A 24,713-nucleotide genomic window follows, 5' to 3' on the forward strand; every position below is an offset into this window, starting at 1 on the left:
GAGTGCTCATCGCTTACTCTCTGAGTCAAGATCTCCCGTCGGTTGGTCCGTTCGGTCAAGTAACTCGACGGTTCCGCGCTCGCCGTCGATTCGAATTCGTTCACCCGTTCGAATTTCGTCGGTCACGTTCGCCACCGACACCACGGCTGGTATACCGTATTCACGTGCGACCAGTGCGCCGTGTGTCATCCGGCCACCAACCTCCATCACTAACCCAGTCGCATCCTGAAACAAGGGTGTCCATCCAACGTCCGTGGACGGGGCGACGAGAATCTCACCCTTTGAAATCGACTGTTCAGACGGATCGTGCATCACCTTGGCAACTCCTTCGACCAAACCGGACGAGACCGGCGTTCCCGTGAGCACGTGTTCTGAGGGAGACCCATTTCTCTTGCCTGTCGGTGTCTCACCCTCGCTCGTAAGAATAGGTGGTGCAGTCATTGACGCATATCGCTGGTGAGTATCACGTCGTTCGGAGATGTCTACATCAAGAGATGACTCATCATCAAGTGAGTCCAATAATTCCTCTTTCCGGAGGTACCAGACGTCCTCTGGGTGTTCCAATACTCCTGCCTTAGCGAGTTCAGTTCCCACATCGGAGACACAATCGTGTATGGCCGCGAGAAACCGCGCAGCTCCGTGCTTGTGGTGCTCCCGGAGTTGAATTCCTCCCCGGTACACTCGGATCAACTGCCCCACAATCGGCCGTTTCACGGGACCTAAGAGTCCTCGACTAGCGCGATTCTCAAGTTCCTCGGCGGCTTCACCTGCATCGTGTTTCAGTTGATCCAAGTGTTTGCGGTGTTCTCCCTGTTCACTCCTCCGAAGATTACTTCGAATCGTCTGAAAGAGTATTGAGGGGTCGTCTCGCCAGCGTGGTCGGCTCAGATCTATTTCGTTACTCGCCCGGAAGCCAAAGTCGTCAAGGAACGTCTCGAAAGCCGCCACAAATTGGGTTCCGCCATCGACATCTTCGATCTCTGAGAGTGTGGATTTGTCTCGAATCGCCGCTTCAACGTCAGGATGTTCCCGAGCAATATCTGCGAGGTCACCGAGCCGCTGATTGATTTCGGTGGCTATCTCCTCGTCGAATCCGCGGCTGAGTGCTGTGAGTTCGTCGTCTGCGTTTGGATACAGCCGTTCCAGTACATTACCCGCCACGACGCCGGCCAGGAGATACGGCATCGACTTGCTTCCTATCGAAGCGACCAGCGTACCGAGTTCAGTTTCCTCGAACGCCACTCGAATACGCTCGCTCCGGGACTCGGGTTGAGTGACACGAGTCGCCATCTTCTCTCCCTCTCGCTCAATACGAGCACGGACGCGTTCGGCGTCGGGTGGCCCCAAAAGGAACGGCTTGAGGAGACGGGCCAACAGATGCGGTGTGTTTGAGACAGCGAGTGGGAGGAGGCGTCGGCTCACGCGACCGAGCGTTCGGAGCCGGTTCGTGAGCGTGTCTTGGAAAAATGTATCTTCGTGTCGGTCGAGAATATCTTCGAGTGCACACGTCGCCGGTTCGCTCATCGAATCGAGGACGCGAAGAGCAATCTTTCGTGTTACTTCCCCCCGTAGAAGGGGGGTGAGGTCCACATACACTCGGTGTCCGGCTTCGACTGCGAACGACTGGTCAGATTCGGGGGACAGGAACCGAGCAACAGATCTGTTTACCGTTTCTCGCATCCAATCGACGACCAGTGGTGGGAGTGCCTCGGCCATCGCTTGCTGGTGACCGATACTGAAGTAGACGTGCAGCTGGTCATCGGCTGGCGCTGGTGATGGGAGCGGATACAAAGAGGTGATCGGACGTGACTGGAGCAGCATGAACTCGCCATCGACGAGTGCCCATTCGATGTCCTGTGGGCTGCCGAGTAGTTCTTCGACATCTTCCCCGAGCTCTACGAGTTTCCGTAGTTGGGCATCGGTCAACGCCCGGCTCTCACGGTGCGCAGTAGATACCTCCTCCAGCGATGGCTCATCCTGGCCGTCCTTCCCCGAGCGGAGCGCGAGGCGCTTTTCGCCGACTTCGTATTCGAGGACTTCCCCAGTTCGGCGGTCAACACGTGCGTTGTCGGGGGATACGTCTCCGGCGACCACCGTATCGCCAAGACCATAGTTAGCGTCAATCGATGCAATGTGACGATTACCGGACACAGGATCAGCGGTGAAGAGTACTCCGGCAACCTCTGGTTCGACCATCGTCTGTACGACTACCGCCATCGCCACCTCCGAGTGTGAAACGTCGTTCCGAAGCCGGTACGATACTGCCCGTTCCGTGAAGAGGCTCGCTATGCACTCCTGAACGTACTCGGGGGCGTTTTCCTGGTCGATTCCGAGGAACGTCTCGTGCATTCCGGCGAATGACGCCGTCGGCAAATCTTCGGCCGTCGCACTCGACCGAACGGCGTACGAGTCGGCACCGAGCGTGTCGAGTGCGTTCGAGATGGCCCGTTGGACGTGTTCGGGGATTTCCGTCTCCCGGATCTTCGTTCTGAGTTCCTCACTCTTGGATACAATTTCGTCTGTGTTCTCCGGTTTGAGGGCCTCCAACGATTCGATTTCGGCTTGGATGTTAGACTCTTCAAAGAGAACCTGAGAAGCGGCAGTCGTCACACACACTCCAGTGGGGATTGGCAGGCCTGCTTCGACTAAGCGAGCGAGATTTGCACCCTTTCCGCCAGTCAAATTGAGATCTGCAGCTCCTTCTTCGTCCAACGAGAGGACAAACCGGCGGTCACGCACCTCGGCCAACTCGGTCCTTGGCATTTAGTTGTCCCTCCCGATTAGGTCACATCGGTCCGCAATTACGTAGAATCCCATAGTGCTATATTGAGCAGCTTTGGAGTTAGAGTGCTGCCTAGCATCAATGGCTCCTTATATATAGAAAATCGGAGGGTGTCATACTTCCTGTATTTGTGGATGTTACTCAGGATTCGAGAGCACCGAAGATTCTCGCTTCGATCTTCTGGAGATGTTCACTTACTGTCGGTACTGAGAGTTCAAGTTGTTCAGCGATGTCTCCGTGGGTCGCGTGTCGGGGAACGTCGTAGTACCCGCTTGCCAGGGCAACATCCAGTATTTCTCGCTGCCGGTCGGTTAGTAAGTCTGTCAGCGATTTCGGATCCTCAATATAGGGACCGATTCGTTCGACCGATACCTCGATCTCTGATGGGATTTCGTCCAATATACCCATAATTTCGCTGTTAGTCTCTCCGACTATCGTGATTTTGAGCTGTCCCTCTTCCGTCGCCTCAATAGGGAAGTCAAAGAACACACCGTGCTCACGACGGAGCTCAAGGAGTCGCCTAATGGACGGAGGCGGCCGAGCATGCACAAACACGAGTCCGGCTTTCGCGTCCTGTTCAGAGATACTGAACCCGAGAACGTCCTGTTCATCCGAGAGAATTGCACGTGCCTGCGCTAGATTCCCCCGAATCCGGCCGAGGAGAACAAACGTCCCATCTTCGAGGAGAGTGAGGTTGAAGATGCGCTCTCGTTGCACTCTCGATTCGCTGGTAAACAGGTGGTCCACAGGATGATTTGCTGGGGGCGACACGAGAACCGTCACCGCTCTCATCGGAGCATCACCTGTAGTTTGCTGGAGTGAAGAAATCTGATTTCCGGGTTTTGCATTTATACTACCATTTATGCTAGGCGAACCCTTAGTCTTCACGTATACCCATCTAACATTGATGAGCTCCGATCCTCTCCCCAAAGACGCCGTTGAGAGCCACACAGATGTTCTCATTGTCGGTGCCGGGCCGACAGGACTAGCGCTGGCAATTGAACTCTCCCGACGGGACATAGAGTACCGACTCCTTGAGAAGAACGATTCGACGGTGTCGAGTTCCCGTGCACTCGGCATTAATCCACGGACCCTTCAGGCATTCGAGGATATGGGCCTCCTCGATGGGATTCTGGCGAAGGGGTTCAGACTCACTGGCCAGCGTCTCTACCGTGGTGACGAACAACTCGTCCGCCTGAGCACTGACAGCGTCCACAACGATACAGAGTATCCGTATCTCTGGATACTTCCACAGTACGATACCGAGGATGCACTTCTCGGTCGGTTGACCGAACTCGGTGGTGCGGTCGAATTCGAAACCGAGGTCGCCGAGTTCGACCAAGACGAAGATTCGGTGACTGCTCGGCTCACCCACACCGACGATGGTAACCACCGCGAGGAGATCGTCCATGCGTCGTACCTCGTCGGCTGTGATGGTGGCAGTAGCATGGTTCGAAAGACGCTCGGGCTGGACTTCTCCGGGGAAACGCGGTCAGAGACATTCTTCCTCGCGGATATCACTGTAACGAGTGACTGGCCCTCGCGGGAGGCACTTACGTGGTTTCACGAGGACGGTATCATCGCCGTGCTTCCCATCGATGGGGAGGACACCTGGCGTGTGTTCGCCGAGATCTCGGAGGTTCCGGAGGACGAACGCCCGGTACCGACACCGGAAGGTGTGCAGACGTTACTTGCCGGACGGACCGCTGATGAGCGAGCGGAAGTTCACGACATCATCTGGTCGTCGGACTACACAGTCAATCAGCGAATGGTGGACCAGTACCGAAGCGGCAACGCATTTCTTGCGGGGGATGCCGCACACGTACACAGCCCGTTCGGTGCGATGGGTATGAATACAGGCATCCAGGACGCCTACAATCTTGGGTGGAAGCTCGCACTCGTCGTTTCGGGTGCTGCCGACGCGACGTTGCTCGATACGTACGAGGAGGAGCGACGACCGGTCGCCGAAGAGGTTCTCGGAGGGACAGGTCCATCAACGGGACTAATTAGCTCTACAAACCCCGTGATTGAAGCACTTCGTGAACACGTTCTTAGCCCGCTTCTTAAACAGGAGCGTGTTCAGGCACGGTTGCTGAGTGCAACGACACAACTCGGAATCAACTACCGAAGAAGCTCGCTCTCGCAGACTTCGGACGTGTCTCCCCTGGATGATTTACTCGATGGCGGCAATCTTCGGGAACTCGTCGGACGGGAGTGGCAGACCTGGCGTGCACCAAAGGCGGGCGACCGGGTACTTGACGGTCCATGTGAGGGGAGAGGTGGAACCGATATTTCCCTCTACGACGAACTGCATTGTGAAAGTGGCTTCTCGCTGCTGCTATTCACGGGTAAACATGAAGCGGCTGATGAAGTAGGCGTGTCGGTTGCTCAAGCGGTAGCTGATCAAGTCGGTGACGTTGTTCGGCCCTACCGTATCGTTCTGGACAAACTACCTAGCGACGAGAGAGATGTTGAGACATTGATTGATAAGGACGGGACACTTCACGAACGGTACGGAGCGCTCACACCGGTATTCTTTGTCGTCCGTCCAGACGACTACATCGGATTCCGTGGTGCAGTATCTAACACAGTCCCACTCGATGAGTACTTCAATGAGGTAATTGGCCTTCACGTAAACGAGTAGACCACTGTGAATCGTCTGCGAGTCCGATTGAGGTAGATCGGTGGGATTCACAGGGAGGCAAATCCGTCAAGAAGTTATAGAGCTGACTTGGTCGATTTTCCGCTGCAACAGCGAGACGGGTTGACCGAATTCGTTCCCGCTCTGAAGATAATGGACTGCTAAATCACGACTTTGCGTCTCACCTCTTGGATAATGTTGCCGATTAGGTGGTTTGTAGAAATCCAAACTGCCAACTTGGGGTACCGCTCGCGGAGGTTCTGTATCGCGCCTATCGGTTTATCACCGGAGCTCGCCCGAGCGCCCGAAGACAGCACGACGGGAGAGAACCATCCGAACAGCAGCAGCATTCAACTCGAAAAATCCCCATAGATGAAATATATACTGAATTTTATGCGAGATGGAGAGATAACGAGCTGAACCCACCAGAGAGCCGGACGACGCTCACGTCCGGCTATCGGTGGGAACGCTGGTCGTCAGCGACGCGGTCCGTGCGATGCACGGTCCGCGAATCCAGACGCGCCCCGACATCGGGCTCCCGCAGGCCCACGAGGTTCGCACGGAGCGCCGGGAACAGGCGGGCAGGCCGCACGGCAGGCCCCCCACCGCAGGACGTTTGCCGCCGGCCCCGGAGGGAGGGACATGGCCGGAGCCGATCTCGACGCCCTGGACCCGGAGTGTGCGCGCGTGGTGCGCGAGTTCCTGGCCGAGGGGCTGCCGGAGTGGCACACGCTGTCGGTCGCGAGCGCGCGCCGCCTCGAGGACGAACTGTTCTCGGGCGGCGACGGCCCGGAGCTGGCCGCGACCCGCGAGTTCGCCATCGAGGGGCCCGCAGGCGACGAGCTCCCGCTCAGGGCCTACCGGCCGGCGGCCGAGGGGCCGGACGGCGATAAACCGGATGCGGCGATATCGAATCGCCCGACCGTGGTCTTCAGCCACGGCGGGGGCTGGACGCTCGGGACCCTCGATTCGGCGGACGACATCTGCCGGGAGCTGGCCGCTCGGACGGGCGCACTGGTGCTCTCGGTCGACTACCGGCTCGCGCCCGAGCACCCGTTCCCCGCGGCGCTCGACGGCGCATATCGGGCGACCGAGTGGGCGGACGCGAACGCCGACGCGCTGGGCGGCGGCGGGCCGCTGGTGGTCGCCGGCACGTCGGCGGGCGGCGGACTCGCGGCCGCGGTCGCGCTCCGGGCGGCAATCGAGGACGGCCCCGATATCGCGGCTCAGGTGCTGCTGTACCCGATGCTCGACCGGGACACCACGCGGGCGTCGTACGCGGAACACGGCGACGGGCCGCTGCTGACGACGGCGGACGTGTGCTGGTTCTGGTCACAGTACCTCCGCTCGCCGGTGGACGCCCACAACCCCTTCGCGGCGCCGCTCCGGGCCGATGTCGACCTGCTCACGGAGGCCCCGCCGGCGGTCGTCGCCACGGCGGGCGTGGACCCGCTGCGCGACGAGGGCCGGGCGTACGCCGACCGGCTGGCGGCCGTGGACGTGCCCGTCACACGGGTCCACGAACCCGACCTCTGCCACGGGTTCTGCTCGCTGACGGACGACGTGCCGGCCGCCGACCGGGCGATGGACGAGATCTGCGAGGGGCTGGCTGCGCACCTGGCGTGAGTACGGGCCGACCGCACCGGCTGTCGGTCGGCCCCCGCAGCCGCGAAAGCCTTGTTACCGTACCCCACGGAGACGACCCATGGACGAGGACATCCACGAGTACGACGGGGACGCGATCGACGTGACCTGGGACGGCGAGCGCTGCATCCACGCCCGCGAGTGCGTCCACGGGCTCCCCGAGGTGTTCGACACCGACCGGCGGCCGTGGATCGACCCCGACGGGGCCGACGCCGACGAGGTGGCCCGCGTCGTCGAGCGCTGCCCGACCGGCGCACTCCACTTCGAGCGCGCGGACGGCAGCGGGGAGACGACACCCCGGCGCAACACGGTGACACTCGCGCCCGACGGCCCGCTCTACCTCCGGGGTGACGTGGTCATCGAGGGCGACGACGGCGAGACGCGGCTCCAGGACACCCGGGTCGCGCTCTGTCGTTGCGGTGCCTCGGACAACAAGCCCCTGTGCGACGGGACCCACGGCGACGAGGCCGTCGCCTTCGACGCCGACGGGGTCGCCCCGGACGCGGTGGTCGTCACCGACGACGGGGACGACGGGGGCCCGGACGACCCCATCCGCGTCACCCCCACCGAGGACGGCCCGTTCGTCGTCGATGGCCGGTACGACCTCCGGGACGCCGACGGGGACGAGTCACGCGAGGGCGGCGCCCTCTGTCGGTGCGGCGGCTCGGCCGGCAAACCGTTCTGCGACGGTACGCACGCCGACATCGGCTTCTCCAGCGACGACTGACAGCCCGGCAGTGACCGGGCCCGGATTCCCCGAAGACGGCCGCGAGCGTCCCGCTCGGTCGAGGACCGCCGAACGGAGCGCCGGCCGCGCGGGGATGATTCTGTATAGTGACATACAGTTTATCGTCGGAGGATGGGCGCGGAAGCGTGTCCGGGGCAACCGCCGGGACGGGGCCGAGAGGCGGCGCTTTTGTCGGTCGGCGCGCTACGGCCGCTATGGTCCGGAACGTGGCCGGTGAGATGGCGGAACTCGAGCCGGAGGACTTCCACCTGCTGTCCGGCCTGGAGCACGGGATGCGGTTCTCGCGCTGGGTCGCGGAGGGGAAGCTCCCGGGGTTCTCGGGGCTCGACTCGGAGAACGTCGACTACCGGCTGGACCGCTGTGAGCGCCGCGGCCTCGTCGAGCGCAAGACCATCCAGTACACCGGCTACCGGCTCACGTTCGAGGGGTACGACGCGCTGGCGCTGCACACCTTCGCCGAGCGCGACACCATCGACGGGGTCGGCGGCCCGCTGGGCGTGGGCAAGGAGTCGGACGTCTACGAGGTCCGCAGCTTCCAGCCGCTCGCGCTGAAGTACCACCGCGAGGGGTACACCAACTTCCGCGAGGTGGACAAGGAGCGTGACTACACCAGCGACAAGGAGCACATCTCCTGGTTCTACACCGCGCGCAAGGCCGCCGAGCGGGAGTACGAGGCCCTCGAGACGCTCTACCCCGACGTCCGCGTGCCGCGCCCGGTCGACCAGAACCGCCACGCCATCGTGATGGCGAAGATGGACGGCGTGGAGCTGTCACGCGCGGGACTGGAGGACGGGCAGGTCGTGCCCGTACTCGACCTCGTCCTCGACGAGATGACCGGCGCGTACCGCGAGGGGTTCGTCCACGCCGACATGTCCGAGTACAACGTCTTCGTCGGGAGCGACGGCGTGACGGTGTTCGACTGGCCCCAGGCCGTCCCGACCGACCACGAGAACGCCGACGAACTGCTGGCGCGGGACGTGCGCAACGTGGTGGGCTACTTCACCCGGAAGTACCCGCGCCGGACGCCCGAGGTGGACGAGTCCGCACTGGCCGAGGCCATCCGGGAGGACGACTTCGAGACGGTCCGCGAGTTCGCCTGACGCCGCCGGGCCACGCCGAACATACCCCTGCCCGCCAGCGCCGCGACCGCGGGCCCCCACCGGGTGACTTTTCACGACACGCGGCGGTGGCGACGGGTATGCGAGTCGGCGTCGGGAGCGGGAACCCGGTGAAGCGTGCGGCGACCGAGCGGGCGTTCGAAGCGGCCGACCGGTCGGCGTCGGTCGAAGCCGTCGCCGTCGAGTCGGGCGTGAGCGAACAGCCCATCGGCGACGACGAGACCATCCGGGGTGCGAAGACCCGGGCGCGGCGGGCCCTCGAGGGATACGACGTCGGTATCGGCATCGAGGGAGGTGTCGCCGACGGGCCCGACGGGCGGTACCTCATCATGTGGGCGGCGGCGACGGACGGCCGGGAACTCGGCCTCGGGAGCGGGCCGCAGCTCCGGCTCCCGGCGGGAATCGCCGACCGGGTCGACGCCGGCGAGGAGCTGGGACCGGTGATGGACGAGGTGGTGGGCCTGTCGAGCGTCGCGCGCAAGCAGGGCGCGGCGGGCGTCCTGACCGGCGGCATCATCGACCGCGAGAGCGCCCTGTGCCACGCCGTTGCCGGTGCGCTCGGGCCGTTCCTGACGGAGTACTACGCGAGCGACGCTGCCCCGAAGTGAATCCACCACACCGCGTTCCCCCGGCTATCCCGACTCCGCGGCCTCGATGGCCTCGATGCCGATCTCGACGGTGTCGGGGTCGGGCGTCGCCCCGAGGTCGGTGTCACCACCGCGCAGTTCCGCCGGGGTGAACCAGTCCCAGACCTCCGGCCCGTCCTCGCCGGGCGCGGGGTCGATGTCGCGCGAGGGGACCGTCGCGAAGTAGACGTGGTCGATGTGCTGGTGGCCGACCCGCCCGTCGTGGACGTTGATGTCGTACAGCAACTGGTGGCGCGGCTGCGGGAGCGCGCGCCCGTCGGGCGCGGGGACCTCGGGTGTCGAGTCCAGCAGCGTCGGGTCGAGGCCGGTCTCCTCGCGGACCTCGCGCAGCCCGGCCTCGTGCGGGAGTTCGTCGCGGTCGACGTGCCCACCCGGCGGGATGAGCCCGTCGATGCGGTGGTGGTCGTGGAGGGCGGTGGCGCCGTCGTTGACGACGTAGATGGTCGCGGTGAAGTGGCGGGTCGTCTCCATCCGTACCCCGGCGGTCGGACGGCGCCCTGTTGAACGCCCGGCATCCGGAGCGGAAGTGGTCCGGAACGCAGGGTCGGCCACGTTACCGATACGGCGGAACGATTATTCGAAAGCAGCAGAGATTATCACCGAACCCACACCACAATACGATTAGTTCGAGGATAATCGGATAAGACCCATCCCTCGGTGGCTGTACCGTGTCGCCCACACTTTTATCGGAACCCTTCGAACCACGGACGACATGAGCGATCTGCCGGACGAGTTCCCGTGTCGGCTCCTCACCTGGGACTACATCGACGGGCTGGCGCGCGACCTCTCTCACGAGGTGCGTGGTGACTACGCCCCGGACACGGTCGTCGCCATCGCGCGCGGTGGGCTCGTCCCCGCCCGCATCGTCTGTGACTACCTCGACGTGGACGACCTCATCAGCATCAAGGTCGAGCACTACGTCGGTACCGGGGAGGCCGGCGACGGCCCCTCCGTGAAGTACCCCCTCGCGGACGGCGCCGTCGCCGACAAGGACCTGCTCGTCGTCGACGACATCGCCGACACCGGGCGGACGTTCCAGCACACCGTCGACCATCTCGAGGGGCTCGGCCAGCCGCCCGCACACGTGAAGACGGGGGCGCTGCAGCTGCTGCCCGGCAGCGAGGCCGAGCTGGACTACGTGGCCTCGTACCCCGACGAGTTCGCGTGGATGGTCTACCCGTGGAACTTCGTCGAGGACATGTGCGACCTCGTGCCGCGGCTGATGGAACTCGCGGCGGGTGAGCGCTTCTCCGAGGACGAGCTCTACCACCTGTTCTACGACTACCACGACATCGACCGCGTCCACTTCGAGGTCGTCCAGGGCGACCGGCTCGGCGAGGTGCTGGCCGAGCTCGAACGCCGCGGCGTCGTGGAGACGACCGGCCGGGGCAGCGCCGGGTCCCCCGAGTGGCGGCTGGTGTAGGGCACCAGAGGAGTGCCGGACAGCCGGCGTCCGCCGCCCGGGTACCCGGCGGCCGGATGCTCGCCGCCCGGGCACCCGCCGTACCGACCACGGACAGGTTGACGGCCGCCGGGAGCGAAGGGCCTGCATGAAGGACCCGACGGGTGACGGGCAGCGGGGGGAGTCCCGCGACCTCGACCCGTCGACCGTCGACCCCGCGCCACGGCGGGTCCGGGACGCCGCCCCCTCGACGGTGGCGTGGGCGCTCTGGAGGGCCAGCCGGCCGGACCAGCTGCTGCTCGTCGTCGCCATCTACGCGATGGGCGCGACCATCGCCGTCGCCCGGGGCGCGCCGCTCTCGGTCGAGGCGACGCTCGCCGGACTCGCAGCACTGCTGCCGACCGCCGCGAGCATCCACTACGCCAACGAGTACGCCGACTACGAGACGGACGCCCTGACCGACCGGACGCCGTTCTCCGGGGGGAGCGGCGGGCTCCACGCCGCCCGGCTGCCGCGGCGGCTTGCACGCGATGCGACGCTCGCGACGGCCGCGCTCGCGGTGCTCGCGACCGCGTGGCTGTGGCTGGCCGGGCCGCTCCCGACGGTGGCCGTCGCCGTCCTGGCCGTCAGCGCCGTCCTCGGGTGGGGGTACTCGCTGCCGCCGCTGGCGCTGGCGTGGAACGGCCTCGGCGAACTCGACAACGCGGTGCTGGGCGGCCTGCTCCTCCCGCATTACGGCGCCGCCGCCCTCGCCGGCACGTTCGACCTGGCGGTCTGTCTCGCGGTCCTGCCGTTCACCGCCCTCGTCTTCGTCAACCTGCTCGCGACCCAGTGGCCCGACCGACGGGCCGACGCCGCCGTCGGGAAGCGGACCCTGCCGACGCGGTGGTCGCCCGGCTGCCTCCGCGCCGCGTACCTCGCGGGCGTCGTCGTCGCGTTCGGGTCGCTCGCGGCGCTGTGGGGGCGGGTCATCCCGTCGCTGGTCGCGGGCGCGACCCTGCTGGCGCTCCCGCTCGTCGCGTGGGGTGCGGCGACCTACACCCGCGACGAGTGGCCGTTCCCGACCGTCGCCGCGATGGTGGTGGCGGCGGTCGCCCAGCTACTCGCGTGGGCCGTCGTCGCCGGCCTCCCCGGGCGACTGGCCGGAACGCTCGGGTGAGCGGGGCCTCGTCCGCGGGAGCGGCGGGCGACCGCTCGGCCGTGACGGCTCGCGACCGTCGGCGATACCGGGTATCAAGACTTACACCGACCCCCACGCTACCTCCAGACAGTGACCCCGCTGCCGGTCGTCTCCGACCTCCTCGCGCTGACGCCCGCCGTCGAGCCGCTGACACCCGCCGTGGGCGCGTCCGCCTCGCAGGTCGGCACGGCCATGCTGACGGCTGCTGCCGCGCTCGCCGCGTGGCTCCCGGTCGGGCACTTCCACGTCGGTGTCTTCCGGGCGCTGGAGGAGGCGGTCCGGGCCGCGACCGGGCCGTTCGGGCTGGTCATCATCTTCGTCTACAGCTTCCTCATCGCGTTCGTGCTGCCCCTGCCCAGCGAGGTCGTGCTGGCGACGCCGCTCCGACTGGGGCTGGGCTACTGGCCGGAGATGGCCATCATCATCCTCGTCAGCGGGGCCGGCAAGGCCGCCGGGAGCGTCCTCGCGTTCGGGCTCGGGCAGGAGGCCAAGGAGTCCGGTCCCGTCATCCGGCTGCTCCGGCGCTCGCGGTTCGACGTGGTGTCGCTAGCCGAGCGCCGCACCGTCCAGCTCGCGAAGAACTACGGCTACGCCGGCCTCGCGGTTGCGCTCTGCGTGCCGGGGTTCCCGGACACGCTGTCGATCTACGCCTTCTCCGTCCTCGAGGAGGACTACGTCAAGTTCGCGCTCGCCACGTTCATCGGGAGCGCCGGCCGGCTCGTGTTCTTCCTCGCGGTCGTCGAGGGGACCCTGGCGCTGCTCTGAGGGCGCCCCCGGCGGGCGCACGGGAACGAGTCCCGCGGAACCGGCGGGTTTTAGCGGCTCCCCGTCCCGTGTCCGGACATGAGTCACGAGCCGTTCCCGACCGACGGGACCGCCGTCGTCACGTGCGGGTTGCCGTACGCGAACGGCGACCTCCACGTCGGGCACCTCCGGGGCTACGTCGGCGCGGACGTGTTCAACCGCGCGCTCGGCAAGCTCGGCCAGCAGACCGCCTACGTCTGTGGGTCCGACATGCACGGGACCCCCATCGCGGTCAACGCCGCCGAGCAGGGCGTCTCGCCCGAGGAGTTCGCCCTGGAGTACCACGAGCAGTACCAGGAGACGTTCCCGAAGTTCGACGTCGACTTCGACAACTACGGCCACACGGACGACGAGACGAACACGGCGATGACCCGCGACATCGTCCGCACGCTCGAGGCCGAGGGCTACGTCTACGAGAAGGAGATCATGGTCGCCTTCGACCCCGAGGAGGGCCAGGCGCTCCCCGACCGCTTCGTCGAGGGGACCTGCCCGTACTGCGGGGCCCACGCCCGCGGCGACGAGTGCGACGAGGGGTGTGGCCGCCACCTCGAACCCGGGGAGATCGAGGACCCCGTCTCCACCGTCACCGGCAACCCAGCCGAGTACCGCGAGCGGACGCACAAGTTCTTCCGCGTCTCCGAGCTGCAGGCGTACCTCCAGGAGTTCATCGACCGCCTCGAGGGGACCGACAACGCCCGCAACCAGCCCCGCGAGTGGATCGAGGGCGAACTCCGGGACTGGTGTATCACCCGGGACATGGACTGGGGCATCGACTACCCCGGCACGGAGGACGAGGAGGAGGACCTCGTCCTCTACGTCTGGGTGGACGCCCCCATCGAGTACATCTCCTCGACGAAGCAGTACTCCGAGCGCGTCGGCGCCGACGAGTACGACTGGGAGGACGTCTGGCGCGACGACGACGGCGAGGTGGTCCACGTCATCGGCCGCGACATCATCCAGCACCACACCGTCTTCTGGCCCGCGATGCTGCACGCCGCGGGCTACACGGAACCGCGGGCCGTCGCCGCGACCGGCTTCATCACCATCAACGGGAAGGGCCTCTCCACGAGCCGCAACCGCGCCATCTGGGCCCGCGAGTACCTCGACGAGGGGTTCCACCCGGACCTCCTCCGGTACTACCTCGCCACCAACGGCGGCCTCCAGCAGGACGTGGACTTCTCCTGGGAGAAGTTCCAGTCCCGCGTGAACAGCGAACTCGTCGGCGCGTACGGGAACTTCGCGTACCGGTCGCTCCTGTTCGCCCAGCGCAACTACGGCGGGACGCCCGACTGCGAGGTCTCCGACGAGGTGGCCGAGCGCATCGACGAGGCCCTCGCGGACTTCCGCGAGGCGGTCAACGACTACTCCGTCCGGGGCGTCGGCCAGGCGGCGCTCGAACTCGCCCGGTACGGCAACGAGTACATCCAGCGCGAGGAGCCGTGGAACCTCGTCGACGACGACCCCGACCGCGCCGAGCAGGTCATCCGCGACTGCGTCCAGCTCTCGGTCGCGCTCGCGGTGCTGTTCGAGCCCATCGCGCCCGACACGGCCGAGCGCCTCTACGACCAGGTCGGCGGCGACGGCGACGTCCACGAGGTGACGCTGGAGGCCGCCCACGACGCCCCGGCCGCCGAGTTCGACGAACCCGACGAACTCGTCACGAAGATCGAGGACGACCGCGTCGAGGAACTGAACGAGAAACTGCAGGAGCGCATCGCCGAGTCCGCCAGCGACGACGACGCGGACGAGACCGACGACGAGACCGACACCGACGACATGGACCTCGAACCCCTCACGGACGACCGCATCAGCTTCGACGACTTCCAGGACCTCGACCTCCGGGTCGGCCGCATCGAATCCGCCGAGCCCATCGAGGGCGCCGACAAGCTCCTCCGCCTGGAGGTGGACATCGGCGTCGAGACCCGGCAGGTCGTCGCCGGCCTCCGCCAGCTCCACGACGTGGATTCGCTCCCGGGGACCCGCGTGGTGCTGGTCGCGAACATGGAGAAGTCCGAACTGTTCGGCGTCGAGTCGAACGGGATGGTGCTCGCCGCGGGCGAGGAGGCCGACCTGCTGACGACGCACGGCGACTCGCCGCTCGGGACGAAAATCCGATAGAAGGCCAGATTATCGCAGTATTGCGATTTCTAATCGATAGCTTCTGACAGAATCTACTTGTCTGCCAGCTTCTCTGCGTGTTCGGACACCAGCTGCGCGAACGCGCGTGATTCGCGCTCCTCCTGGGCGGCCAGCGGCTGGTCGTCGCGCACGCGCTCCTTGACGAGCCGCATCGCGAGCGGGTCGTTCTCGGCCAGCGACTCGCTCACGGCCAGCGGGTCGTCGACGACGCGCTGGACCAGCCCCATCCGCAACGCTTCGTCGGCGTCGACGACGCGGCCCGACACGGAGAGGTCCATCGCGTCGCCCTGCCCGACGATGTCGGGCAGGCGGGCGGTGCCCCCCCAGGCGCCGAACAGGCCGAAGGTGACGCCGGGTTCGGCGAACGTCGCGTCCGGCGTCGCCACGCGGATGTCGCAGGCCAGCGCGAGTTCGACGCCGCCACCCCGTGCCGCGCCGTCGACACCCGCGACGACGACGGCGTCGCTCTCGGCGACCGCGCGGGTCGTCCGCTGGCCCTTCCGGACGAACGGGCCGACCACGTCGCGGGCCTCGTCCGGGCTCATCGGCTCGTCGCCCGCCGCCGCGTCCACCATGGTCGCGACACGGCGGACCTCGCCGAGGTCGGCACCGGCCGAGAACGCCGCGCCGGCGCCCCGGATGTGGACCACCGGCGGCGGGTCGGTGACCGCGTCGCGGATGGCGTCGAGCGCGTCGCCGGTGAGGGCGTTGCGCTGGTCCGGCCGGTCGAGCGTGACGACGCGGACGTCGCCGTCGTCGCGGACGCGGACGGGGTCGGTCATTGTCCGGGAGAGGTGGTGGTTTCCAAAGGCCTTTGCCCTCCGTCGGCGTACTTAGTGGCGATGGAGGAAGCCGCCGCGGTCCGTCGGGCCGCGACCGAGGCCGTCGGCGACATCGTCCCCGACGCCCTCCGGTCGGACATCGAGTCCCTCCTCGCGGACGGCTCGATGGTCCCCGGCGCACTCACGCTGCTGGCCGCCACGGCCCCGGCCGAGGCCCCCGCCGAGTTCGAGGCCCTCGACGGCCTCGTCGAGCGGGGCGCCGGCGTCCAGCTCATCTACGACGGACTCCGGCTCACCCGCGATTTGGCCCACGAGGACCCCTGGAGCGCCGGCGATCGCGACCGCGGCGACATGGGCATCCTCGCGGCCGACGTGCTCGTCGCACGGGGGTTCTACCTGCTCGCCCGCACCGAGGCCGCCGACCGCGCCGTCGCCGTCGTCCGCGCGTTCGGCCGCGACCAGACCCACCGCCGCGAGGCGGCCGACCCGTCCTACGACGAGCACCTCGAACGTGACGTGCTCGACCTCGCATTAGTGGCGGGGACGACCGCTGCGGGCACGGAGGCCCCTGCCGACCGGGAGTGGGTCGTCGACACGCTCATGGCGAGCGAGTTCCCGACCGTCGCGGACCTCGACGGCGAGTCCGTCCGGGCCGACCTCCGGCGACTGGCCGGCGGCGAGGGACGCCCGGTCGAGCGGAGCGGCGACTGACCCGCCCGCAGGCTGCCGGTTTCTACCGCGTCACCGCGTGTCCCGGACGGGGAGAAACGAAACGCCTAACAGGCGTACCGGGCTACCGACAGGCGGCGCCTGGGTAGCTTAGCGGTAAAGCGCGTCCTTGGTAAGGACGAGAGCCCGGGTTCAAATCCCGGCCTAGGCTTCCTCCCCGTTTTCAAACGCCGAGTTGTTCGGCCCAGGACGTATCCGTCGGACGCACGAACCAGCAATCGCCATGACCGAGAGCGACGACCACGGCCGCGACGTCGAGCTCGAGAAGGAGACCGAGGAGGAGGCCGACGACATCGAGGAGGCCGAGCAGGTCCGGGAGGAGGAACAGGAGCGGATGACCGGCGAGGAGGACCTCGAACGGCGGAAGGAGGCCCAGGACCAGGAGAACGTCGACAACCACCGCGACGAGGAGCCGTTCGAGTCCTGAACCCCGCCCGTCTGAGCCCCGTACGCGGTTCGGCTTCTTCGCGTGTCACGTCGGAGAGCGGCGGCGCTGTCGCTCGTCGCTCGAAGGCAGGCCGGCGGGTGTGTGCTGCCGGCCGCTGTGAAGGAAGGGACCCGGGCGTGGACCGCCCGGGGACAAGGAGAACGTCGTGACCGTCGGGGAGCCGTGGAGTCGGTGGCTTACGCGTTGACGTCGACGGTCTCCGAGACGTCCTCGGCGGCGTCCTGGAGGTCCTCGGCCGCCTCGTTCAGGCGGTCGCCCGCCTCGTCGAAGCCGTCCTGGAGCTGGCTGGCGCCGTCCTCGAAGCGCTCCTGGAAGGAGTCGAGCTGGTCGGCGAAGCGCTCCTCGAACTCGTCGCCGCGGGACTCGAACTCGTCCTGCAGCTCCTCGACCTGCGCCTGGAGGTCCTCCAGGGTCTCGACGGTCTGGTCCTCGAGGTCCTCGCTGGACTCCAGCAGGGAGTCGATCTGCTCGTCGAGGCTCTCGAGGAAGTCACCGAGGAACTCGTCGACGGAGTCGGCGCCGTCGCGGAGGTTCTCCTCGAACTGCTCGGCGATGTCGACGCGGGTGTTCTCAAGCTCGTCGAGCTGCTCGTCGATGCTCTCGCGGACGTCGTCGATGTTGCTGTCGCCGGGGACGGCCGCCTCGACGGCGTCGAGCACGGCGTCGATGCCGGTGCGGACGAAGCCGGCCGAGGAGTCCTGGACCCCCATCATGGGGTCGATGGAGTCGACGAACGCCTCGTTGACGTCGCGCTGGATGTCGACGGCCGTGTGGATGCCGTCCTGGGTCGTCTGGATCGCGCTGCGCTGTGCCTCGAACGCGAGGCCGAACGGTGAGTTGCTGTCTGCCATTGTAGTTCCATCTACGACACCGAGTGATATAAAATTTACCCCTTAAAACCATCCAAAACCATTGAATGGCACAGGACCGAGTTCGAAACCACTCAGTGTGGATCGACGGGGGCTGGCACTACCGGGGCCGGTCCGCCTCGTGGGGTGCCGGAGCGCCGTCGCTCGCGGGAGACGACGGTGTACACGTGAGCCGCCGGCCGGCGACCCTAGTCGGACGGCGTGGGGCCGGGGACCGGGTAGGTCTCCTGCAGGTACGCGACGGTCTCGTCGACCAGCGCGGGCCGGCGAGTCCAGAACCCCCGATACCGGCCGGGGTCGGTCTCCTCACACACCAGCGCCACCTTCCGGGCGTCCTCGCCGGCACCGTCGAAGACGACGAACCAGACATCGGCCAGTTCGCCGTCCGGCTCGACGTGGTGATGGTGCTCCGTCGGTGTGGGGACGGTCCCGGACGCGCCGTAGAGGTGGACCGTCACGGCCGAGTCGGCGAGTCGCTCGTAGATGCGGCCGGTACCGTACTCGTCCGTGATGCGGTCGAGCGTCTGGAACCCGGTGTAGAGCGTCCCGCGACCGACGTCGAGCGCCTGCTGTTCGACGAGCCTACTGATGTCGATGAGGAACCCCTTGCCGTCGTCGTCGACGCGGTAGACGTCGTTCTCGGCACGCCGGAGCAGCGACGGACGCTCGGTGACGTCGAACGCCTCGGCGTCGTCGGCGTCCTCGATGCGGATGGCCCGGTCGAGGACCGCCACCGGCGCCATGTCGACGGGCTCGGTTCCCCGGTGGAGGACGGCCGTGTTCAGGGGCGCCTCGACGGAGGTGTCGGCCGCCCGGACCGTCACGTTGAGCCGGCTGAAGTACGCCTCCAGCCGCTCGAACAGTGCCTCGTCGCCGCCGTAGTTGAACAGCGTCAGCACCTGGCGTTCCTCGGCGAGCCTGTCGATGAGCGCCCCCAGCGACGCCGGCAGTTCCGCGGCCGACGCGGCGACCGACGGGCCCGGGTCGCCGTTCTCGACCCCGGCCAGGTCCCGCTCGCCGCTCGTCCCCGACGAGCCCCCATATTCCGCCCCCCCGGGAACGGGACGCCAATCCTCGGGGGCGGTGGGGAACCCCTCCATGCGGTACTCCGGGCCACGTTCACCCTCGCGGAACTCGAGGACGCCGGTGAGGAGGCCCCGGAGCGTACCCGCCCGGTTCCCGACGGTGTCCGAGGGGAGGTAGCAGAACGAGACGCCCTGGGCGGTCGCGACGCGACCCAGGGCGACGTGGAGGAACCGGTAGACGCGCTCGAACTCGCTGTACACCGTGAGCGGCGCGAGCGAGTCGACGACGAGTCGGAAGCCGTCGGTACCGCGCCCGGTCACCGTCTCGATGGCCTCCGTGATGGCGATGCCGATGCCGGTCAGGTCGGCGGGCGAGGAGACCTGCCAGGACAGGTCGTCCCCGGACGTCTCGAACGACGCGTCGTTCGTGGTCACGACCGCGAACGGCGCGTCGGCCCGCTCGGTGTGGAGGGCGACGCGTTCGCGGACCTGGTCGGGACTCCCCGTCGTCGCGACCAGTATCGCCCCCTCACCGGCATCCAGGCCCCGCGCCAGGAACCGGTTCCCGACCGCCTGCTCGCCGACGAGCGGCGGACCGGTCCCGAGAACGCTCTCCCCGGCGGCCAGCGCGTCGACCGGGAACACGTTCCGCGTGTCGTACTCCATTACCGGACGAACGGGCTCACGGAGTATATATACACGGTCCGCGTCGCCGGCCGGGAGGGACCCACACGGATAAGCAGCCGAACTGTTCGACGGAACCACCTGGTCGGATCCGGGCATCCACGTCCGCATGGACCAGCGGACCATCGACAGTGCCCGGACCTCGTACCAGCGCGCGATGGCCCAGGCGGACGACCCGGCGGTCAGACGGGCGTTCCGGCGCTCCGTCGGCCTGCTGGACGCCATCGAGTCCAACCGGGGCGTCACCGTCGTCGGCGACCGGCAGCGGGCCGCGGACGACTGAGGGTCGGCACTCCCCCCGACCCCCTACACGCTCCCGGGGTAGGAGTCGCCTGCCACGTCGACCGAGTCCACCCACGGCGGCCGCTCGTCCTCGGGGACGGTGAACCGCGAACGCGCGTCCATGTACATGAAGATCATCGCGCGCCGCCACCGGTCGGTCGTGTTCGGCGCCGTCCGGTGCGGGAGCAGCGAGTGCTGGAAGAGCACGTCGCCGGGCTCCATCGGGAGCTGCTCCATCTCGCCGAGGTCCCCGAGGATGACGATGTCCGTCTCGTACTCCTGGGTCTCGTCTCTAAGAGCCCCTCCGTGTGCCCACCCGGGAGCACCTCCATGCAGCCGTTCTCCGGGGTCGCATCGTCCAGCGCGATCCACGTCGTCACCTGGTCGTACGGCCGGACCGGATAGTACGCCGAGTCCTGGTGGAGGCCCTTCTCGCTCCCGACGCCCGGCGGCTTGAACATCGCCGCGCTGCGCAGTAACTTCACGTCCGGCCCCAGCAGGTCCTGCGCGACGGTCACGAGCCGGTCGTCCGTCGCGAGGTCGTGGACGACCGCGTCGTCGAGCAGGCCCAGCCCCTCGAACTTCCGGACGGCGTCGGCCGCGTCGACCCCCTCGTCCTCGGCTTCCGGCTCCAGCTGCTGCTCGAACTCCTCCACGGGCCGGTTCCCATGCGTGTACTCGCGCAGGCGCTCGCGCACCCGCGAGACCGTGTCCGCATCGAACAGCCCACGCTTCACGACGTATCCCTCCCGCTGGTACTGTGCGAACTCCGCGTCGGTGAGCGCCTCGAGTGGCATCGAGGGAGATTACCGGCTAGTACCACTTAGAGATGGGCCCCGCCCGGAACCGCTCACCGCCGTTCCTGCTGCCGTCCCTCACCGGCGCACGAGCGAGGAGAGCACCCGCCCCTCCACCTTCCGGAGGTGTTCGCCGACGGTCCCCGCCGACAGGCCGACCTCCCTGGCGATGTCCTCGTGGGTAGCCCGGCGTGGGACCTCGTAGTAGCCCTTCTCGACGGCCGTCTCGAGCACCTCGCGCTGGCGTGCGGTGAGGGTGCCGTACAGCTTGTCGGCCTCGGGGTGGTAGTCGCCGATCCCCTCCAGCGAGACGCCCACACCGTCGGGCACCTCGTCGACGGCCCGCTGGATGGTCGCGTCGTCGCCGACGATGGTGACCCGGAGCCCGCCGCCGCGGGTGCACTCCAGCGGCGTCTGCAGCACCACCTCGTTGTCCTGGATGATCTCCATCAGCTGCAGCGAGGTCTCGTCCGGTTCGATGTGGAGGTAGATGAGCCCCTCCCCCTCCCCGGAGCCGTCGACCGCGATGACCGAGTCGCAGTCGCGCAGTTCCTCGACCGCCCGGTCGATGTCACCACGGAGCCCGTACAGCATCACGATGGTCCCGTCGTTCAGCAGGTTCACCTGGTGGACCACGTCCCGCTCGACCGCCGGCGACGCGACGAGCACCGAGTCCGCGGGGTTCAACCCACCCTCGCCCGGTGTGATGACGACGGTCGCGTAACGCATATGCCGTTCCTGGATGCCGGGTGACTTTACGCCTTTCACTGGAGGCCGTCGTGTCTTACCCGCCCGACCGCCGCCCCGGCGTCGAGGAGCGCGTCCGGAGCCGCCGGGACCGGGCGCTCGACCGGCGCGCTGCGAACACGACTCCCCACCCAATATTTAAGCAGCCCTCATATCGCCGGCGCTAGTGACAGGGAGTGACAGGCCCCAGTGATGCGTGGACCATGAGCCGATACGCCGACGACAACCGAGACCTCAGGCTGGACCCCGACGGGCGGGTCGGCGGCTACTTCCGCCACGCCGTCTACAACCACTGGGACCCCTACGAGGACATCGAGCAGGAGCTCATCGAGCAGGACCGCCAGCGGATGATGGAGGCCGACGAGGAGATCATCGACGAGGAGGGCTTCGACGACCTCCGCCAGACCATCGCCCTGTTCGGCGCCGGTGAGGAGGCCGTGACCGAGGACCTCGCGCCGCTGGCCATCGCGATGGACGACATCAACGACCAGATGTTCGTCTCCAGCCAGATCTACGAGGAGGCCAAGCACACCGCCTTCTTCGACCGCTACTGGCGCGAGGTCATCAACCCGGTCGCCGAGCACCACGACATCGAGGTGACCGCCCCGACCGACGACCGGTACTTCATGCCGGCGTACGAGCGGCTGTTCGACGACACCGAGGCCGCCATGCACCGGCTCCTCGAGGAGGACACGCCCGAGAACCGCGTCCGGGCGTTCTGTCACTACCACCTCGCCGTCGAGTCCGTCCTCGCACAGACCGGCTACTACGGCATCACCTCCTCGTTCTCGGACGGCGGCGGCGACATCACGCTCGACGACGTGCCCGAGTTCCCCGAACTGGAGGGGCTGGTCAAGGGCGTCGGCTTCATCCGCTCGGACGAGGGCCGCCACGTCGGCTTCGGCATGTACCACGTCCAGGAGGCGCTCGCCAGCGGCGCGGTCGACGAGCAGGTCGTCCAGGACGTCCTGCAGGAGCAGATGCCCAACATCGCCGGCATCGTCTCCTACTCCGATTCGGGCTTCATCGACCCCTCCGCACTCGTCGAGTACGCCTCCGACAAGCTCACCCGCCGCATCGAGATCATCACCGACTCCGAGGCCGACATCCCGCCGGTCGACGAACTGGTCAAGCTCGACGACGGCGAGGGCAGCGGCACGCCCTCGCCGGCCGCCGGCGACGACTGACCCACCGGCCGACGCGTCCGTCCCGTCCCCGTCACGGTCACCCTGCCGGCCCCGTTTCGCCGGCAGGCTTCGACGGATATCCGCCCCTGTTCCTCTGAGCCCGCTTCGAAGCAGAGGTCCAGAGCGATCAGTGGATGGTCCAGCGGCGACGAAAGTGGATTCCGACCGTTCGCGCCGCGTCAGTCGGTCTCGCGGCGTGGCAACTGCGACCCCCAGAGCCGGACCCACTCGGCCAGCGGGCCGCGTTCGCCCTCCACGTCGATGCGGACGCTGCCGTCGAACTCCCACTCGGCGCGCGGGGCGTCCTCGCCGAAGTGCAGGGGCACCTCGACACGGAGGTCCTCCGCGGTCAGTTCCAGCCCCTCGTCGCGGGTCATCGCCTCGTCGAGCACCTCGTCGATGCTGTCCATCCAGGTCTGCGGGTACTCGGACGACTCCGACGCCTCGCGGGTTCGGTCACTCATGACGCTTCCGTCCCGCGGTTCGCTCGGGAAGGGCGTAACCGTTTCGACGGTACCCGGCAGCTGGGAGTGGCTGGCGGGTGCGGGAGGCGGCGGAGAAGGCGCGGAGGGACCCAGTATCGCGGACGTGCGGCCCGTTCCGACCGGTTCAGTCGGAGGCGTGTCGGTCGGCCCGTGATGGCGGCGGCACCTGTTCGGGCTCGCTCCGGCGGTCGCGGGTGCCCGCCTCGTCGCGGAGGTCGGCGGGTTCCCCGGGCAGGTCGTCGGGGTCCGGGCGGACCTGCGCGCCGCGGTACTGCTCGGGCGTGTTCGCGAGCGGGTGGGCGGGGTTCTCGCGCGACTCGATGCGTGCGGCGCGCAGCTCCGCGAAGCGCGCGACCCGGGCGCGGATGCCCCGCCAGTGGTGCCGGGCCGCCCGCGGCACGCGATACGGGTGAGGCGGCTCCCCGCGGCGGGCCAGCGTCGCCCGGTTGACGTTGGCTGCCAGGTCGTCGTGGTCGACGAGGACGCCGACGCGCGCGTCGGGTGCGGCGTGCTCGGCGAGCACGTCCAGCCCGAGATGCAGCGCCCGGTACTCGGCGACGTTGTTGTCCGGGACCCGGTCGGGCATCGCCAGTCGCGCGACCGTCCGCCCGTCGCGGGTCTCGATGAGGACGCCCAGCCCCCCCTCGCCGGACTGCCGGAACGAGCCATCGGCTGCGAGGTAGTAGTCGCGGTGATGGGTTCGCGGCGGATGCGCGATATGGGGGGTGGGGGAGTCGTCGAACAGGTTCCGCAGGGCCGGCCGACTGTACGCGGCCATGGATACGCTACGGTCGCCCGCCGACTTAAATCCACGGGGCGAACGGCACGATTTCACACGAGTTCGTCGGACAACCGTCGAACGGAGACCATCTGTACAGTTCTCCGGAGGGTTCGGTAGCTCTCAGGAGTCCTCGAGGCCGGCGAGGAGCGCCGGGAGCGCCTCGGCCAGCGCCGCCCGCTCGACGGTCGCCGCCGCGTCCGGGTGTGGGGCGGGGCCGCCCTCGTACAGCACCTGCACCGGGTGGAGCCCGGCGGCGGCCGCGCCCGCGATGTCGGCCTCGGGGTTGTCGCCGACGTACGCCGTCGCCCCGGGCGGCACGTCGAGCGCCTCGCACAGCGCTTCGAACGCCCGCTCGTCGGGCTTCGGGGCGTCGAGCCCGCCGGTCACGACGACGGCGTCGAACAGGTCCGCCCACCCGACCCGCTCCAGTTTCCGGCGCTGGGTGCCAACCGGCCCGTCCGTCAGCAGCCCGACGGCGTAGCGCTCGCGCAACCGGTCGACGAGAGCGGCCGCACCCGGAAGCGGACCGGTCGCCGCCTCGACGACGGCGTCGTACGCGGCTGCGAGGGCCGCGGCGTCGACGTCGGTCTCGTGGTCGGCCAGCAGCGTCGCGAAGACGACCTCGCGGTCGGCCCCACCCTGCTGCTGGCGGTGGGCCCGGACGTACGCCTCGCGGTCGAGGCGAGGGGCGCCGACGCGCTCGCAGGCCGCGTGGAGCAGCGACTCCCGGTCCCGCTCGGCCACCAGCAACGTTCCGTCGAGGTCGAACCCGACCGCCTGTAGCACGGCCGT

At 67.4% G+C, this 24,713-nt stretch carries 23 protein-coding genes, 1 tRNA gene and 1 pseudogene; 14 read left to right on the forward strand and 11 right to left on the reverse strand.

The features are described 5' to 3' along the window. Positions 1–6: 6 nt before the first annotated feature. A complete protein-coding gene (locus P2T62_RS22285) occupies positions 7–2,763 on the reverse strand; it encodes a PEP/pyruvate-binding domain-containing protein (RefSeq protein WP_276259227.1) in 2,757 nt (918 codons plus the stop codon). A 160-nt stretch (positions 2,764–2,923) separates the two neighbouring features. Beyond that, positions 2,924–3,574, reverse strand: coding sequence for a helix-turn-helix domain-containing protein (locus P2T62_RS22290; protein WP_276259228.1), 651 nt, complete (start codon positions 3,572–3,574; stop codon positions 2,924–2,926). A gap of 115 nt (positions 3,575–3,689) precedes the next feature. Here P2T62_RS22290 and P2T62_RS22295 point away from each other — a divergent pair, with 115 nt between their 5' ends. The 5 genes from P2T62_RS22295 to yjjX all read left to right on the forward strand — a co-directional run bounded on the left by P2T62_RS22295 (position 3,690) and on the right by yjjX (position 9,541). Then, positions 3,690–5,426 carry an FAD-dependent monooxygenase gene (locus P2T62_RS22295; protein WP_276259229.1) on the forward strand — a complete coding sequence of 579 codons (1,737 nt, stop codon included), beginning with the start codon at positions 3,690–3,692 and terminating at the stop codon, positions 5,424–5,426. 639 nt (positions 5,427–6,065) lie between these two features. After that, on the forward strand, positions 6,066–7,049 hold the full coding sequence (locus P2T62_RS22300) for an alpha/beta hydrolase (RefSeq protein ID WP_276259230.1): 984 nt from the start codon (positions 6,066–6,068) through the stop codon (positions 7,047–7,049). A 79-nt stretch (positions 7,050–7,128) separates the two neighbouring features. Continuing rightward, positions 7,129–7,794 carry a CDGSH iron-sulfur domain-containing protein gene (locus tag P2T62_RS22305; protein WP_276259231.1) on the forward strand — a complete coding sequence of 222 codons (666 nt, stop codon included), beginning with the start codon at positions 7,129–7,131 and terminating at the stop codon, positions 7,792–7,794. Positions 7,795–8,009: 215 nt separating this feature from the next. Next, positions 8,010–8,915 (forward strand): serine/threonine-protein kinase RIO2, encoded by a 906-nt coding sequence (locus tag P2T62_RS22310; protein WP_276259232.1) that lies wholly within the window; start codon positions 8,010–8,012, stop codon positions 8,913–8,915. Positions 8,916–9,013: 98 nt separating this feature from the next. Beyond that, positions 9,014–9,541, forward strand: a complete 528-nt coding sequence (gene yjjX / locus P2T62_RS22315) for an inosine/xanthosine triphosphatase (RefSeq protein ID WP_276259233.1) — start codon at positions 9,014–9,016, stop codon at positions 9,539–9,541. A gap of 24 nt (positions 9,542–9,565) precedes the next feature. Here yjjX and P2T62_RS22320 read toward each other — a convergent pair whose 3' ends face one another. Beyond that, a complete protein-coding gene (locus tag P2T62_RS22320) occupies positions 9,566–10,051 on the reverse strand; it encodes an NUDIX hydrolase (protein WP_276259234.1) in 486 nt (161 codons plus the stop codon). 241 nt (positions 10,052–10,292) lie between these two features. Between P2T62_RS22320 and P2T62_RS22325 the strand changes: the two genes are divergently transcribed. The 4 genes from P2T62_RS22325 (at position 10,293) to metG (ending at position 15,084) form a co-directional block, all read left to right on the forward strand. Then, on the forward strand, positions 10,293–11,003 hold the full coding sequence (locus P2T62_RS22325) for a phosphoribosyltransferase (RefSeq protein ID WP_276259235.1): 711 nt from the start codon (positions 10,293–10,295) through the stop codon (positions 11,001–11,003). A gap of 127 nt (positions 11,004–11,130) precedes the next feature. Beyond that, the gene (locus tag P2T62_RS22330; protein ID WP_276259236.1) at positions 11,131–12,141 is read left to right on the forward strand and encodes a prenyltransferase; all 1,011 of its coding nucleotides are present in this window, start codon (positions 11,131–11,133) and stop codon (positions 12,139–12,141) included. 213 nt (positions 12,142–12,354) lie between these two features. Beyond that, positions 12,355–12,927 (forward strand): YqaA family protein, encoded by a 573-nt coding sequence (locus P2T62_RS22335; protein WP_420028468.1) that lies wholly within the window; start codon positions 12,355–12,357, stop codon positions 12,925–12,927. A gap of 78 nt (positions 12,928–13,005) precedes the next feature. Further along, a complete protein-coding gene (gene metG, locus P2T62_RS22340; RefSeq protein WP_276259238.1) occupies positions 13,006–15,084 on the forward strand; it encodes a methionine--tRNA ligase in 2,079 nt (692 codons plus the stop codon). Between the two features lie 53 nt (positions 15,085–15,137). On the opposite strand, the gene P2T62_RS22345 is transcribed toward metG, so the two are convergent. Further along, positions 15,138–15,887, reverse strand: a complete 750-nt coding sequence (locus tag P2T62_RS22345) for an enoyl-CoA hydratase/isomerase family protein (RefSeq protein WP_276259239.1) — start codon at positions 15,885–15,887, stop codon at positions 15,138–15,140. Positions 15,888–15,947: 60 nt separating this feature from the next. On the opposite strand from P2T62_RS22345, the gene P2T62_RS22350 reads away from it, so the two are divergent. The 3 genes from P2T62_RS22350 to P2T62_RS22360 all read left to right on the forward strand — a co-directional run bounded on the left by P2T62_RS22350 (position 15,948) and on the right by P2T62_RS22360 (position 17,043). Continuing rightward, positions 15,948–16,598 (forward strand): DUF7114 family protein, encoded by a 651-nt coding sequence (locus P2T62_RS22350; protein ID WP_276259240.1) that lies wholly within the window; start codon positions 15,948–15,950, stop codon positions 16,596–16,598. Positions 16,599–16,695: 97 nt separating this feature from the next. After that, positions 16,696–16,767: transfer RNA gene (locus P2T62_RS22355), tRNA-Thr, on the forward strand. A gap of 72 nt (positions 16,768–16,839) precedes the next feature. Then, on the forward strand, positions 16,840–17,043 hold the full coding sequence (locus P2T62_RS22360) for a hypothetical protein (RefSeq protein ID WP_276259241.1): 204 nt from the start codon (positions 16,840–16,842) through the stop codon (positions 17,041–17,043). Between the two features lie 197 nt (positions 17,044–17,240). Here the strand turns inward: P2T62_RS22360 and P2T62_RS22365 are convergent, their stop codons facing one another. Both P2T62_RS22365 and P2T62_RS22370 read right to left on the reverse strand, forming a co-directional pair. Beyond that, positions 17,241–17,915: a YhgE/Pip domain-containing protein gene (locus tag P2T62_RS22365; protein ID WP_276259242.1), complete on the reverse strand. Its 675-nt coding sequence runs from the start codon at positions 17,913–17,915 to the stop codon at positions 17,241–17,243. A gap of 206 nt (positions 17,916–18,121) precedes the next feature. Next, positions 18,122–19,624 (reverse strand): DUF7504 family protein, encoded by a 1,503-nt coding sequence (locus P2T62_RS22370; protein ID WP_276259243.1) that lies wholly within the window; start codon positions 19,622–19,624, stop codon positions 18,122–18,124. A gap of 127 nt (positions 19,625–19,751) precedes the next feature. Here P2T62_RS22370 and P2T62_RS22375 point away from each other — a divergent pair, with 127 nt between their 5' ends. Beyond that, positions 19,752–19,925 carry a hypothetical protein gene (locus P2T62_RS22375; RefSeq protein ID WP_276259244.1) on the forward strand — a complete coding sequence of 58 codons (174 nt, stop codon included), beginning with the start codon at positions 19,752–19,754 and terminating at the stop codon, positions 19,923–19,925. Positions 19,926–20,122: 197 nt separating this feature from the next. Here P2T62_RS22375 and P2T62_RS22380 read toward each other — a convergent pair. Then, positions 20,123–20,721: pseudogene (locus tag P2T62_RS22380) on the reverse strand (phytanoyl-CoA dioxygenase family protein); the annotation flags it as partial. A 78-nt stretch (positions 20,722–20,799) separates the two neighbouring features. Beyond that, on the reverse strand, positions 20,800–21,450 hold the full coding sequence (locus P2T62_RS22385; protein WP_276259246.1) for a helix-turn-helix domain-containing protein: 651 nt from the start codon (positions 21,448–21,450) through the stop codon (positions 20,800–20,802). A gap of 221 nt (positions 21,451–21,671) precedes the next feature. Here P2T62_RS22385 and P2T62_RS22390 point away from each other — a divergent pair, with 221 nt between their 5' ends. Further along, positions 21,672–22,655, forward strand: a complete 984-nt coding sequence (locus P2T62_RS22390; RefSeq protein ID WP_276259247.1) for a ferritin family protein — start codon at positions 21,672–21,674, stop codon at positions 22,653–22,655. 179 nt (positions 22,656–22,834) lie between these two features. Here P2T62_RS22390 and P2T62_RS22395 read toward each other — a convergent pair whose 3' ends face one another. The 3 genes from P2T62_RS22395 to P2T62_RS22405 all read right to left on the reverse strand — a co-directional run bounded on the left by P2T62_RS22395 (position 22,835) and on the right by P2T62_RS22405 (position 24,707). Next, the gene (locus tag P2T62_RS22395) at positions 22,835–23,119 is read right to left on the reverse strand and encodes a hypothetical protein (protein WP_276259248.1); all 285 of its coding nucleotides are present in this window, start codon (positions 23,117–23,119) and stop codon (positions 22,835–22,837) included. A 145-nt stretch (positions 23,120–23,264) separates the two neighbouring features. Then, positions 23,265–23,918, reverse strand: coding sequence for a reverse transcriptase-like protein (locus tag P2T62_RS22400; protein WP_276259249.1), 654 nt, complete (start codon positions 23,916–23,918; stop codon positions 23,265–23,267). A 123-nt stretch (positions 23,919–24,041) separates the two neighbouring features. Then, entirely contained in the window at positions 24,042–24,707 is a 666-nt protein-coding gene (locus P2T62_RS22405; protein ID WP_276259250.1) for an HAD family hydrolase, read from the reverse strand. Positions 24,708–24,713 lie beyond the last annotated feature (6 nt).

It is taken from the genome of Haloglomus litoreum (assembly GCF_029338515.1).
Lineage (GTDB): Archaea > Halobacteriota > Halobacteria > Halobacteriales > Haloarculaceae > Haloglomus > Haloglomus litoreum.